The following is a 13,278-nucleotide window of genomic DNA, read 5'->3' as shown; positions in this document are numbered from 1 at the left end:
GTGAGATGAAACGCGCCGTGGAGGACGGGGCGTTATGGGGCGGGAAGGTGCGGGGAGCGCGGGGTTATGCCGGAGCATTTAGGGCAGCAGATGTTGCCGCCTAGGGCGCGGTCAACCGTAATAATCGTGTGAAATCAAAGCTTTCATTCAGGCGAGTGTGTGGTGTTTTCAAACGTTTTGAGCGCTGCCGCCATGTCGCGTTGTAATTGTCCAAGGGCGGCGATTTGCGGATTGGGCGGCTGCAAACCCTGCCAAAGCAGCAGGGATAACCGCTTCGACGTCTCCTCGATATCCACCGTTTTCTTGCTGATCGCGTCCCAAAGCACGTGTTCCATCGGTCCATAAATGCTCGAGCGCAGCAGGCTTAAGGGCAGATCGTCGCGGATATCGCCGGCTGCTACGCCGTCCGACAGCACCTGCATCAGCGGCGCGGTGTAGCGTCGCTGGAGTTGCACGATTTCATCGCCGAAGGTGTCGTCTTTCGCGCGCCCTTCGGACAGGATCAGCGCGCATAGTCCCGGCCCATCGATCATCAGCCGGTACAAGTGCGTGCGGATCAGGAAAGTCAGCTTGGCGCGCGTGCCGGTGATATGCGGCAGTGTGGTTTCGATCTCCGCGATGATCTCGTCGTACCAGTCGCAGATCACCCGCACGCACAGGTCGCGTTTGCCGGAGAAATACGTGAACACCGTCGCCTCCGATACCCCAAGCCGACGCGCCATATCGATCGTCGTCGCCGATGCATATCCGCGCTCTGAGAACACCTGCCGTGCCACGAGCAGGATGTCCTTGATGCGTTGTTCGGACTTGACGCTTGACGGTGCGCGACGGGCGGGGAGGGTTTTAGGCTGGGTCATATAGGCGATGAAAGTCGACCGTCAGGGGAAGTATTTTGAGTTTAGCTCAATTAAGGTTAAGGGGAAATTTTTAGCAGATTTGTAATAAAAATTAAGGTTTAACCGGCTTGACGTTGTCATGTAGTTGAGTTTTACTCAAACGTATTGAGGCGCACTTGCCCGGTCACGTTGAGAGTCATGGAATCCAATCCGAACCATCCCGGCGGTCAGCATCAATACCGCTCCGTCTTCCGTCCCGGCCTGTTCGCCGGCAAGGTTGTCATGGTGACGGGCGGAGGCAGTGGGCTTGGCCGATGCACCGCGCACGAACTCGTATCGCTGGGAGCTTCGGTGATCCTGATCGGGCGGTCGCTGGCAAAGCTGGAAGCCGTGCGCGACGAACTGGCCGAGGATTACCCCGAAAGCGCCGAACGCGTGCGCTGCTACTCGTGCGATATCCGCGACGAAGCGAGCGTCAAACAAATCGTCGCTACGGCACTCGCTGATTTCAACCGGCTCGACGGTCTCTTCAATTGCGCGGGCGGCCAGTTTCCCGCGCCGCTCGACAAGATTTCCCTGAACGGCTGGGACGCTGTCGTGCGCAATAACCTGCACGGCACTTTCCTGATGTCGCGCGAATGTTTTACGCAATGGATGCGCGATCACGGCGGCGCGATCGTCAACATGCTCGCGGACATTTGGGGCGGCATGCCCGGCATGGGCCATTCGGGCGCCGCGCGGGCCGGCGTCTGGAACTTCACGGAAACGGCCGCGTGCGAATGGGGTTACGCCGGCGTGCGGGTGAATGCCGTGGCGCCGGGATGGATTGCATCGGCGGGGATGGATAGTTACGACGAACGTTATCGTGCGTTGCTGCGCGAGCTCAAGCAGAAAGTGCCGTTGCAGCGCTTTGGGACTGAATCCGAACTGGCTGCGGCGGCGGTATTTTTGTTGTCGGAGGCGTCGGCGTTTATCAACGGGACGGTGATTCGCGTCGATGGCGGCGTGCCTAACGCACGGCATTCTTGGCCCTTGGCGGCCGCTGGGCGTACGCTGGAATTCAACGGTTTTTCGCGTTATCGGCCGCCGGCGGGGTTGGAGGAATTGGCCGCCGCTACGGACTCAAACGAATCAAGCGATTAAGCGACTCAAACGATCAATCCGCGCCGTCCGGCGCCGGCGAGTGAGACTCAACCAGAACCAGGGAGAAGCGATGCTTCCCGCAGCCGATTCATACGAAACCCTCGCCGCGGCCTTCGCGTGGAAGGTGCCCGCGCACTACAACATCGGTGTGGACACCTGCGATAAATGGGCCGACGGTTCCGGCCGCCTCGCGCTCATCTACGAGACCCGCGAAGGCGCGGAAACGCGTTTCACCTTCGATAACCTCAAGGCGCTCTCCAACCAGTTCGCCAACGCGCTTGCCCGCGCGGGGCTTAAGCGCGGCGACCGCGTGGGGATATTCCTGCCGCAGTCGCCGGAGACGGCCATCGCGCACCTGGCCATCTACAAGGCGGGTTATATCGCGGTGCCGCTGTTCCAGTTATTCGGCGTCGATGCCATCCAGTACCGGCTCGCCGACAGCGGCGCAGCGGCGTTGATCACGGACCACGCGGGTTTTGAAAAGCTGCAGCAGGTTCGCGAGACGCTGCCGGACCTGAAAGCGGCCTATTGCGTCGATACCACCACCCACGAAAACGCGCATTCCTTCTGGGATGCACTGCGCGCGGAAACGGACGCTTTCACCCCAGCGGACACCTCCTGCGACGATCCGGCTGCGATCATCTACACCTCCGGCACGACGGGAAAGCCCAAAGGAGCGCTGCTTGCCCACCGTGCGTTACTGGGACATTTACCGGGCGTCGAGATGTCGCAAGGTCTTTTCCCGGCGCAGGCCCGGCTGATGTGGACGCCCGCCGACTGGGCGTGGATTGGAGGCTTGTTCGATGTCTTGCTGCCCGCGTGGCATCACGGCGTCACGGTGCTCGCGCGGCGCTTCGAGAAATTCGATGGCCCCGCTGCTTTCGATTTGATGGCGCGCCACGGCGTCACGCACACGTTCCTGCCGCCGACCGCGCTCAAGATGATGCGCGCGGTGGCGCGTCCCGAGCAGTGGCGGCTGTCGTTGCGCGCGGTAGCGAGCGGCGGAGAGTCTCTCGGCGAAGAGTTGATCGCGTGGGGCCGGGCGGCGCTTGGCGTGACCATCAACGAGTTCTATGGGCAGACCGAGTGCAACGTGGTGGTGTCGTCGTGTTCTGCGTTGTTCGAGCCGCGCGCGGGGGCGATCGGGCGCAGCGTGCCGGGACATCGCGTGGCAATCGTCGACGATGAAGGCACGGAGCTTCCGCCTGATACTCCCGGCAATATCGCGATTGCCGCGCCCGACCCGGTCATGTTCCTGCGCTACTGGAATAACGAAGCGGCCACGCGCGATAAATTCCGCGGCCAGTTCCTGCTGACCGGTGACCTCGGTTTATGCGATGCCGATGGTTTTATCCGCTTCGTCGGCCGCAACGACGACGTGATTACCAGCGCGGGTTATCGGATCGGTCCTGCGCCTATTGAAGATTGTTTGCTGCGCCATCCCGCTGTCAGCATGGCGGCGGTGGTGGGCGCACCGGACGCGACGCGTACGGAGATCGTGATGGCGTTCATTGTGCTGAACGCGGGGTTTGTTCCGGATGAAACGCTGGTGCGCGAGCTTCAGCAGCACGTCAGGACACGGCTGGCCGCGCATGAATATCCGCGCGAAATTCGGTTTGTCGACGCGTTGCCGATGACCCCAACCGGCAAAGTGATGCGCAAGGAATTGCGGGCGGGGTTGCCGGGTTTGATTAGTCCAACCAAGCCATGAGGATCCGCCGATGACCTCGGAAACGGCCCCGCGCAAACGCCAACCTTCCGCCGCTGCCCTCGACGCAACCGATCGCAAGCTGTTGGCCTTGCTCGCCGAAGACGCCACGCGGACCTATGCCGAGCTTGGCCGCCTGCTGCATTTGTCCGCGCCTGCCGTGCACGAACGGGCGAAGCGCCTGAAGCAAGATGGTGTCGTCAAGGCGACGGTGGCGACGCTCGACGGCGCTTGCGTTGGCCGGCCGCTGCTGGCGTTCGTTCACGTCGATACCTCCAGTTGGGCCGTCACGCGCCAACTACTGCAACTGACGGAGTTTCCGGACGTCGAAGAGATTCATACGGTGACTGGCGAAAGCGCGATGCTGCTGAAAGTGCGAACCCGCGACACGCAAACGCTCGAACACCTGCTCGAACGCATTCATTCGATAGAAGGGTTCACCGGCACGCGCAGTTACATCGCGTTGACGACGTACCTGGAGCGCGGGCCGAGTCCGCAGGTTTGAGCGTGGCGGACGACGCGTAGAAGAGCCAGCAATCCGCGGTTTTTCGTTTCCCTGATTCCCTCGCCAGCCGAAGACCCGACAATCCTTCGAGCGCTGAACTGTCACGGCAGACGCAGGTCGATATACTGACTGCGTATTCCGCTAACTCGGTGCGCCGTGCTGAACGCCGCCCTCTATAACTCGATAACGGTCGTATGAAACGCTACTTGCCTGTCCGTGTTGTCCTGTTCGCCGTGGCCTTGTCGGCGGCGCTGTTTTCCAGCACGTCGTTCGCGCAGGCGAGCGCCGATGCTGTCGTTAAAAGCGCTGTGGAAGGCACCGTCAACGCGATGAAGGCTGATCCTGCCGCGCGTGGCGGCGACATGGCCAAGATCACGCAGTTGGTGCAGACGCGTTTCGTGCCGGCCACCGATTTCCAGCGCACCACGCGAATTGCCGTCGGCAAGGCGTGGAGCACGGCGACGCCCGACCAGCAGAAGGCGCTCTACGAGCAATTCCAGACGTTGCTGGTGCGCACCTACACATCGTCGCTCTCGCAATTACGCGATGAAGACGTCAAGTTCCAATTCGATGCCCCGACGCTCGATGCCGGCGGCAAAGACGCCGTCGTCCAGTCGCATGTGTATTCGACCGGCGGCGATAACCCGGTGCGTTATCGCCTGGAAAAGACGCCGGACGGCTGGAAGATCTATGACATCGACATGATGGGCGCATGGCTGATCCAGGTGTACCAGACGCAATTCGCGGGTCAGTTGTCGAAGGGCGGCGTGGATGGTTTGATCAAGTTCCTGACCGCTCATAACGCGCGGACGGCGGAGTGACTTTCAGCTGGGTTGGCGCCGGGATTCGCTCATAAAGCGTGGAATAGCGAGTCCGGTAGATCATGGTTCAGCAGAAAAAGGGCGCATCTGGCGACAAGCTGGAAGCGCCTTTTTTGCGTGGTAATTGTCAACGCATAACCATTTACAAAACACTCGACACTGACTAATATGACCATAGACATATGACCAGGGGCATAAAATGCCAAATCGGCAAGTATCTAAATCTGAGTTCAAGGCGAAGGCGCTTGAGTTCTTCAGGTTGGTGGAGTCGTCGGGGGAGAGTTTGATTGTGACCGACCATGGCCGGCCAACGCTGGAGTTGCGGCCGTATCGCGCCGACGCACGGGACCCGCTGGATCTTCTGCGCGGCTCGCTGTTGCGCTATGACAATCCTACGGACCCAGTAGGGGAAGACGATTGGGAGGCTGCGCAGTGATCGTTCTGGATACGCACACGCTGATCTGGTGGGTAACCAGCGATGCCGCGCTGAGCAAAAAGGCTAAGGCTGCGATTGAACGTGAACGGGCCGGCGGCGAAATCATTGTTTCGGCGATTTCGGTTTGGGAAATCGCCATGCTCGTAGAGCGTGAAACGGTAGCCTTCTCAATGGACGTGGAAAACTGGCTCGCGACCGTGCAGCAAATTCCTGGTGTGCGGTTTGCCCCTGTCGACGTCGATATTTCGGTGAAATCCGTCCAACTACCAGGCGAGTTCCACAAAGACCCGGCAGACCGGTTAATCGTAGCGACGGCCCGGAAGTTTGCAGCGCCACTCGTGACGAAGGATCTCAAGATAAGGGCTTACGCCCACGTGAAGACGATTTGGTGAGCTAAATCGCGAAGGGAGGGATGTCGGAGCCCTCGGCCCCCAAGTGCTCACGCATCGAAACTTTATGCGCAGCAAGTTCCACCCTCACAGCATTCACCCGCGCCTCAACATTCCGACACAAGCACCATCGCCTTCGACGAAACGCTCTTCGCCGACTTCAGCGCTTTCTCTCTCACCGCGGTCATGTTTTCGGTCTCACTCGAGTACTTGAACGACGCCGGCAACAGCCGATAATCCGCCGCCACTTGCGCGGCTTTCGTCTCGCTGAAGCCGGTCTTGTGCAGCATCTTCGCCAAGAGAGAGTAGTCGTCCAGATCGGCTTTGCCGAGATTGATCATTACGCTAAATTCAGCCATTGCTTCCTGCTTGTTTGCTTTGAAAACACGCGATGCTACACGGGTGCGGCGCATACGCATCTTGAAATACAAAACGGGTGGATAACGCCGCTCATCGCGACCTTATCCACCCGTTCTTTTTTGCCGCCGCGATAAGCTCGAGCCTCACACCCCAGCCCGAGCTCACGTATTCAAACTCAGGCCGCGATTGTCGTTTGCTTGCCGCCCTTGTTGTTCTTCGCGCGGCCGATTTCTTCCAGCTTGATCTCGACGTGCTTCGAGAACACGAATTCCGCCGGGCGTTGGTTATCGACCGGCAAGTCCTTCGCGTAAGCACCTTCGGTGCGCGGACCGCGCAACGCAACGAGCGCTGCCTTCAGCGGATGCGCAACCGTATCCATTACGGCGGTGGCTTCAAAGCCGCAATGCACCATGCAGTCGGCGCATTTCTCGTACTTGCCCGTGCCGTACTTGTCCCACTCGGTGGTTTCCATCAATTCCTTGAAGGTCTTCACATACCCTTCACCGAGCAGATAACACGGACGTTGCCAGCCGAACACGGTACGCGCCGGGTTGCCCCAAGGCGTGCATTCGTAGGTCTGGTTGCCGGCGAGGAAGTCGAGGAACATGCTCGACTGGCTGAACGACCAGCGCTTGCCGTTATCGCCGCGCTTGAAGATGTCGCGGAACAACGACTTCGTCTTCTCGCGGTTCAGGAAGTGCTGCTGATCCGGCGCGCGTTCATACGCATAACCCGGCGACACCGTGATGCCGTCCACGCCCATCGGCCCGAGCGTGTCGAAGAAATTCGCCACGCGTTCCGGGTCGGCGTCGTTGAACAGCGTGCAGTTGATGTTCACGCGGAAACCACGGCGCTTCGCTTCCTTGATGGCCGCAACCGCCTTCTCGTACACGCCGTCTTGCGAGACCGAATGGTCATGCGCCTGCTTGTCGCCATCGAGGTGAACCGACCAGACGAAGTATGGATTCGGCTCGTAGTCGTCCATCTTCTTTTCCATCAGCAGCGCGTTCGTGCAGAGATAAACGAACTTCTTGCGCGCGATGATGCCCTTCACGATCTGGGGCATTTCCTTGTGCAGCAGCGGCTCGCCACCGGCGATAGACACCACCGGCGCACCGCATTCATCGACGGCCGCGAGGCAGTCTGCCATCGAGATGCGCTGGTTCAGGATGGGATCCGGATAATCGATCTTGCCGCAGCCGTTACACGCCAGGTTGCAGCGGAACAGCGGCTCGAGCATCAGCGCGAGCGGATAGCGCTTGTTGCGCATGAAATGCTGGCGCGCGATGTAAGCGCCAACCCGGACTTTTTGCAGCATCGGAATAGACAATTGCGTGTGCTCCTTAATCTTCGCGAAGGGCGCCGGCGGATGCCGTTGCCGCAGCCAGCGGCTTCGTCAGCTTCGCGGGGAGTTTGAATTCAACTTTTTCTTCGCGGCCGGACATTGTCGATACTTCGACAGGACCCAGCGCGCGCAGTGCATTAATAACGTGCTTGACCATTTCTTCCGGCGCGGATGCACCGGCCGTAATCCCGACAGCCTGCGCATTTGCAAACCAGTCGGCTTTCACTTCCGAGCCGTCTGCCACGAGGTAGCTCGGCACGCCGGTTTCGGCGCCGATCTCGCACAGACGATTCGAATTGGAACTGTTGGTCGCCCCGACCACCAGCAACACGTCGACTTGCTTGCTCAGCTCGCGCACTGCCGCCTGGCGGTTTTGCGTGGCGTAGCAGATGTCGCGCGTATCCGGCCCGACAATGTCACTAAAACGGCGATGCAGCGCGTCGATGATGTCGCGCGTATCGTCCACCGACAAGGTGGTCTGCGTGACATACGCGACAGGCGCATCGACAGGCAACGCGAGCGTTGCCACTTCAGCTTCGCTTTGCACAAGCACGACCGTGCCGGGAATCTGGCCGATGGTCCCTTCCACCTCCGGGTGCCCCGCATGGCCGATCAGGATCAGCGTACGGCCCTGCGCGACATATTGCCGGCCCTGTACGTGGACCTTCGTCACCAGCGGGCAGGTGGCGTCGAGCACGTCCAGACCGCGCGCTTCTGCGTCGGCTTCCACCGTTTGCGCTACGCCGTGCGCGCTAAAAATAGCAACGGCGCCATGCGGCACTTCGTCGAGTTCTTCGACGAAACGCGCGCCCTTGCTACGCAGGTTGTCGACGACATGCCGGTTGTGAACGATTTCATGGCGCACGTAGACGGGCGCGCCATGTCGTTCAAGAGCGCGATCGACAATCTCGATCGCGCGGACCACGCCCGCACAAAAGCCGCGGGGTTGAGCAAGGATAATACGCATATTCGGGCGAACTCCGACTGGCGCGGGTTTCGAATGGAACCGGCTATAAGCTTCGATCAAATCCGGTTGATTTGTTGTAAGCAAAATTAAAGCTTCTTGGAAATTCTCGGAAAAAGCTTTGGGAAACAATTGGCTGGCAATGGGCCATTCGTTTCAACTTTAAGGCCGAAGTTGACCGCGTATTCTAACTCGTTCAGTTTTTGGATGCTTGTAAGAGGGTGTTTCCGTTTCTACCGGCAGGGTTGAATTACTGCGCGGACGCGGAAGCCGGTAAACTAGCGCTTTCGCCGGATTGTCTGCGAAGCGGCCTTGATCCCGGCGTGGCGCTGCAGTGAACGCGCTTTTAAGCCGCTGCAGCACGCGGGTGCGGGCAGCCGAACCTATACAGCGCGGCACGATGAAACGCCCCGGGTAAATGCCCTGCCAGGCAGAATCAGCGGGGGTCCGCGGCTGTCGAAGCATTGGTCCCGGATCCAAGCCACACCGCGTTGGGCCAGATGCCGGGTAACTCACCCAAGCGGGCTGCATAAGCGGGCTGAACAAGAGCACCGGATTCGCCTGGATTTTCACCTGGTTCCCAACGGGTTTTCGGGCAGCGCACGACAAGCATTCATTCCGTGTCGAGCCGTTGCGCTTAACCAACATTTAAATCGCGCTGGAGCGGAATGTTGTTACGCGTCAGCGACCCGGCACGCACGACCTGCGTGCGTCGATGTCCATTCTGGCATCCGCGCGCCGTGTCGAATACCTGGACCGTCTTATGGAAGTCGATCATTACGAAAATTTTCCGGTAGCCAGCATATTGCTGCCGAAACGGCTGCGTGCGCCGGTCGGCGTGATCTATCACGTCGCGCGCACGGCAGACGACATTGCCGACGAAGGTGTCTTCGACCCGGCCGAACGCCACGCCCGCCTCGCCGATTTCCGCGCCGGGCTGGATGCGGTGGCCGCTGGTGATCCGGCGCCGGTTCATCCCATGTTGTTCGAGAAACTGGCCGGCACCGTTGCGCAATACGGGCTGCCGCTCGGGCCTTTCTACGATCTCGTCTCGGCGTTCGATCAGGATATCGACACCACCCGGTATGCCGACTGGCCTGCGCTGATGGACTATTGCCGGCGCTCGGCGAACCCGGTCGGGCGGCTGATGCTGCATCTCTTCGACGCCAGCACGCCCGAGAATCTTGCCGATTCCGATGCGATCTGCACTGCGTTGCAGCTCATCAACTTCTGGCAGGACGTGGGTATCGACTGGAAGAAGAGCCGCATTTACATGCCGCTGTGCGACCTGGAGCGTTTCGGCGTGACCGAACGGCATATCGACGAGCAAATCTGCGACGATGCCTGGCGCGCGCTGATGCGTCATGAAGTCGACCACGCGCGCGCGATGATCGTTGGCGGCGCGCCGCTGGCCGTGCGCATGCCCGGTCGCTTCGGACTGGAACTGTGCAGCGTCGTGCACGGCGGCTTGCGAATCCTCGAAAAGATCGAACAGGCCGACTATGACGTGTTCCGCAAGCGTCCGGTACTGAAAGGCCCGGACTGGGCGGTCATCGGCGTACGTTCACTCGCGATGCGGCTGCGTGGCCGGGTGGGTGTGCAATTGCGCTCGGTTGAAAGCTGACCCAACCGGGCAGTGGCGCCCCTCTTGATGTTGAATCTGCTTAATCATCGACCTGCTCCAAATTGACGATGCTCCTGATTGCCTGGTTGTCCCTCCTCATCTGGCTTGTCCTGTTGTTTGGCCGCGGTGGCTTCTGGCGCGCGCAGGCCCTCGAACGGCTCAGCGAAAGTACCGTTCACGCGGTCGGTCAGGCCGAAATTGCGCGTCGTGGCGCATGGCCTGCCGTGGTCGCGATCGTGCCGGCGCGCAATGAAGCCGACGTGATCGGCCGTGCGGTGACGTCGCTGCTCGCGCAGGACTACGCGGGATCGTTCCATCTGATCGTCGTCGACGACCACAGCACCGACGGCACCGCCGACGCTGCTCAGGCCGCCGCGCGCGACGGCGGTTTCGAAGACCGCCTGACCGTGCTGACGGCCGCGCCTTTGCCGTCCGGCTGGTCCGGCAAGGTGTGGGCGCAGTCGCAAGGGATTGCGGCTATCGACGGGCTGGGTTTTCCGGCCGATTACCTGCTGCTCACCGACGCCGACATCCGCCATCCCGCCGATGCCGCCTCGCAACTCGTCGCGCGCGCGATCCTGGAAGATCGCGATCTGGTCTCGCTGATGGTGCGGCTGCGCTGCGACTCAACGTGGGAAAAAGCGCTGATTCCCGCGTTTGTATTCTTCTTCGCCAAGCTGTATCCGTTTGCGTGGGTGAACAACGTGAGTAACCGCACGGCGGCCGCCGCGGGCGGTTGCATGATGGTGCGGCGCGCGGCGCTGGTGGAGGCGGGCGGGATCGAATCCATTCGTGGCGAACTGATCGACGATTGCAGCCTTGCTTCGCGCATCAAGTTTCGCAACGGCGTCAACGCAGCGCGGCCGATCCGTCTGGATCTTGCCGGTGACAGCGAATCGCTGCGTCCCTATGACGACTGGCGCGAAGTCTGGAACATGATCGCGCGCACGGCGTTCACGCAGTTGCGTTATTCGGCGGTGCTGCTGGTCGGGACGGTGCTTGCGATGTGCGTGATCTATCTCGCGCCGCCGGTGCTTGCGTTGACGCTCGGCGCGAAGGGATGGCCGGCGTGGCTGGCGTGGATCGCCATGTGCTGCGCCTATTCGCCGATGCTGCGCTACTACCGCCGCTCCATGCTCTGGGCGCCGCTATTGCCGGCAATAGCGCTGTTTTATGTCAGCGCGACAGTTGGCTCGGCCATACGGTTCTGGCGCGGCAAAGGCGGGCAGTGGAAGGCGCGGGTCCAGGCGCCCTGAGCGAGAAAATACGATGAGTCGTATGGGCAGAACTCCACCCATACGGTTCAACTCACCGCTTCGTCAGCAGCGCATACATCTCGATGATTGTGTCGGGCGAGAAAGAGAACGGCACCCAGCCGTGTCCGGTATGGCGCAGCACTAGCAAACGGTCGCCGTTCGCATAACGTTGCGTGGCCATCACCGGGTTTTTCGTCGCGACAAATTGCCAGCCGTTCGGGAGGCCGGTCGGCTGTTCGACGTCCATCGAAGCGCGCGCGTTCGATAATTCCTCGATCAACTCCGATACCCCTTCGGGGCTCAATGGCACCGTTACGCCGCCAATTGTCATCGCGATCAGGTTCTTTTCAGGGCGCGAGACGTTCAGTGTGGGCTTTTCTCCAGCCACGGGCGGTTGTCCTTCAGCCACGGGCGAAGCCGCCGTTGCCGGTTCGACGGCAGAGTCCGCAACAGAAGCAGTAGACGACTCGGGAGAACCGGGAATAGAAGCGGGAATAGAAGCGGGAATAAAAGCAGCAGCGGAAATCAGCTCATCGAGGCTCGATTCCAGCGTGCCGAGTTGGTCAGTTAAGTTCATGCGTTGTTTGCCTTGCTAGCCTTGCATCGAACCTGCGATTTTAACTGCTGCGTACCGCGCTACGTCGCTACACGTTGTAACAAAATGCGTGGTTGACGCATAAAATGCAATCAAAACAACAGGCAATGCGTGGCGCGCGTCATCGCTTCATTTCATCGCTTCATTTCTTCAGGTAGCCGTTCGCGCGAAACCAGTCCAGCGCGTGGCTCAGGCCTTCGCCATACGGCCGTGCCCGATACCCCAGGTCCCGCTCCGCTTTCGCCGACGTGAAGTACATCTTGTTCTTCGACATCCTCAAGCCATCGACGGTGACAAACGGCTCCTTGCCGCTGAACTTGGCAAAAAGCTCCGCGCCGATTGCGAGCGGATACAGCGGCCCGCGCGGCAACTTGATGGTCGGCGGCTTGCGCCCGGCGAGTCCGGCAATGTCCGCCAGCATCTGCTGCAGCGACAGATTTTCGCCGCCGAGAATATAGCGTTCACCAATCACCCCGCGTTCCAGCGCGAGCAAGTGACCGATCGCCACGTCGTCCACGTGCACGAGGTTCAGGCCGGTATCGACGAAAGCGGGGATCTTGCCCGTCGCCGCTTCCACGATAATCCGCCCGGTCGGCGTCGGCTTGACGTCGCGCGGACCGATCGGCGTGGACGGATTCACGATCACCGCCGGCAAGCCGTCATTCGCAACCATGCGCTCGACCGCGCGTTCCGCCAGCACCTTGCTGCGTTTGTACGCGCCAATGGTCTGATGGGCCTGCGCAGGCTTCGTTTCATCGACAATATCTCCCGCCGGGCTCACCTTCAGCGTCGCCACGCTACTCGTGTACACGATTCGCTCGACGCCCTCAGCCAGCGCTGCGCGCATGGTGGCCTCGGTGCCTTCCAGGTTCGCGCGCTCGATCTCGCCCGGATCGCGTGCCCAGATACGGTAGTCGGCGGCAACGTGCAGCAGATAGCGCACGCCTTGCATCGCGGCGCGCATGGAGGCTTCGTCGCGCATGTCGCCGATCACGACTTCGGCGTCGAGACCTTCGAGGTTTTGCCGGGAACTGGTCTTGCGTATGACTACGCGAACGTCAAAACCGCGTTCCCGCGCGATGCGGGCGACTGCCGATCCGACGAATCCGGATGCGCCGGTGACGAGCACGCGTCCACGGGCGAACCCACCTAACGGGTCAGTCATTTTTGCCTCTTTTTGTCTTGCAAAGGTAACAGTTGCGCGTCTTTCGAAGCGTGTCGATTAGCCGCCAACCCATATGTGACAAGGGCTTGCGGGTCGTGCTATGGTCCGGTGCTGCTTCAGTCCGCTACATC

Annotated in this window: 14 protein-coding genes; 8 read left to right on the top strand and 6 right to left on the bottom strand. The window is 60.6% G+C overall.

Going from position 1 to position 13,278, the window contains the following annotated elements:
* Positions 1-143: 143 nt before the first annotated feature.
* Complete coding sequence (locus tag GSQ93_RS31250; RefSeq protein WP_158939765.1) at positions 144-857, bottom strand: TetR/AcrR family transcriptional regulator; 714 nt, start codon at positions 855-857, stop codon at positions 144-146.
* A 177-nt stretch (positions 858-1,034) separates the two neighbouring features.
* Between GSQ93_RS31250 and GSQ93_RS31245 the strand changes: the two genes are divergently transcribed.
* From GSQ93_RS31245 to GSQ93_RS31220, 6 genes are all read left to right on the top strand, one after another.
* A complete protein-coding gene (locus GSQ93_RS31245; protein WP_158939764.1) occupies positions 1,035-1,979 on the top strand; it encodes an SDR family oxidoreductase in 945 nt (314 codons plus the stop codon).
* A 70-nt stretch (positions 1,980-2,049) separates the two neighbouring features.
* A complete protein-coding gene (locus GSQ93_RS31240) occupies positions 2,050-3,690 on the top strand; it encodes an acyl-CoA synthetase (protein ID WP_158939876.1) in 1,641 nt (546 codons plus the stop codon).
* A 10-nt stretch (positions 3,691-3,700) separates the two neighbouring features.
* Positions 3,701-4,192: an Lrp/AsnC family transcriptional regulator gene (locus tag GSQ93_RS31235; protein WP_158939763.1), complete on the top strand. Its 492-nt coding sequence runs from the start codon at positions 3,701-3,703 to the stop codon at positions 4,190-4,192.
* Between the two features lie 194 nt (positions 4,193-4,386).
* Complete coding sequence (locus GSQ93_RS31230; RefSeq protein ID WP_158939762.1) at positions 4,387-5,013, top strand: phospholipid-binding protein MlaC; 627 nt, start codon at positions 4,387-4,389, stop codon at positions 5,011-5,013.
* A 199-nt stretch (positions 5,014-5,212) separates the two neighbouring features.
* Positions 5,213-5,449 carry a type II toxin-antitoxin system Phd/YefM family antitoxin gene (locus GSQ93_RS31225; RefSeq protein ID WP_158939761.1) on the top strand — a complete coding sequence of 79 codons (237 nt, stop codon included), beginning with the start codon at positions 5,213-5,215 and terminating at the stop codon, positions 5,447-5,449.
* Positions 5,446-5,841 carry a type II toxin-antitoxin system VapC family toxin gene (locus GSQ93_RS31220; RefSeq protein WP_158939760.1) on the top strand — a complete coding sequence of 132 codons (396 nt, stop codon included), beginning with the start codon at positions 5,446-5,448 and terminating at the stop codon, positions 5,839-5,841. Before GSQ93_RS31225 ends, GSQ93_RS31220 begins: the two co-directional genes overlap by 4 nt.
* 104 nt (positions 5,842-5,945) lie before the next feature.
* On the opposite strand, the gene GSQ93_RS31215 is transcribed toward GSQ93_RS31220, so the two are convergent.
* The 3 genes from GSQ93_RS31215 to ispH form a co-directional block, all read right to left on the bottom strand.
* The gene (locus GSQ93_RS31215) at positions 5,946-6,197 is read right to left on the bottom strand and encodes a hypothetical protein (protein ID WP_089162788.1); all 252 of its coding nucleotides are present in this window, start codon (positions 6,195-6,197) and stop codon (positions 5,946-5,948) included.
* A 176-nt stretch (positions 6,198-6,373) separates the two neighbouring features.
* Positions 6,374-7,528, bottom strand: coding sequence for an adenosyl-hopene transferase HpnH (gene hpnH / locus GSQ93_RS31210; protein WP_158939759.1), 1,155 nt, complete (start codon positions 7,526-7,528; stop codon positions 6,374-6,376).
* Between the two features lie 13 nt (positions 7,529-7,541).
* The gene (gene ispH, locus GSQ93_RS31205) at positions 7,542-8,510 is read right to left on the bottom strand and encodes a 4-hydroxy-3-methylbut-2-enyl diphosphate reductase (RefSeq protein WP_158939758.1); all 969 of its coding nucleotides are present in this window, start codon (positions 8,508-8,510) and stop codon (positions 7,542-7,544) included.
* A gap of 760 nt (positions 8,511-9,270) precedes the next feature.
* On the opposite strand from ispH, the gene hpnC reads away from it, so the two are divergent.
* Complete coding sequence (hpnC, locus tag GSQ93_RS31200) at positions 9,271-10,131, top strand: squalene synthase HpnC (RefSeq protein WP_158939875.1); 861 nt, start codon at positions 9,271-9,273, stop codon at positions 10,129-10,131.
* A 68-nt stretch (positions 10,132-10,199) separates the two neighbouring features.
* Positions 10,200-11,387 carry a glycosyltransferase gene (locus GSQ93_RS31195; protein ID WP_158939757.1) on the top strand — a complete coding sequence of 396 codons (1,188 nt, stop codon included), beginning with the start codon at positions 10,200-10,202 and terminating at the stop codon, positions 11,385-11,387.
* Positions 11,388-11,439: 52 nt separating this feature from the next.
* On the opposite strand, the gene GSQ93_RS31190 is transcribed toward GSQ93_RS31195, so the two are convergent.
* On the bottom strand, positions 11,440-11,964 hold the full coding sequence (locus GSQ93_RS31190; RefSeq protein WP_158939756.1) for a hypothetical protein: 525 nt from the start codon (positions 11,962-11,964) through the stop codon (positions 11,440-11,442).
* 160 nt (positions 11,965-12,124) lie between these two features.
* The gene (hpnA, locus tag GSQ93_RS31185) at positions 12,125-13,147 is read right to left on the bottom strand and encodes a hopanoid-associated sugar epimerase (protein ID WP_158939755.1); all 1,023 of its coding nucleotides are present in this window, start codon (positions 13,145-13,147) and stop codon (positions 12,125-12,127) included.
* Positions 13,148-13,278 lie beyond the last annotated feature (131 nt).

Origin of the sequence: Burkholderia sp. S171 (genome assembly GCF_009766085.1) — a bacterium.
In the GTDB taxonomy this organism is placed as follows: Bacteria; Pseudomonadota; Gammaproteobacteria; order Burkholderiales; family Burkholderiaceae; genus Caballeronia.
The sequence above is the reverse complement of the archived record's forward strand: the minus strand, read 5'-3'. Positions and strand labels throughout refer to the sequence as shown.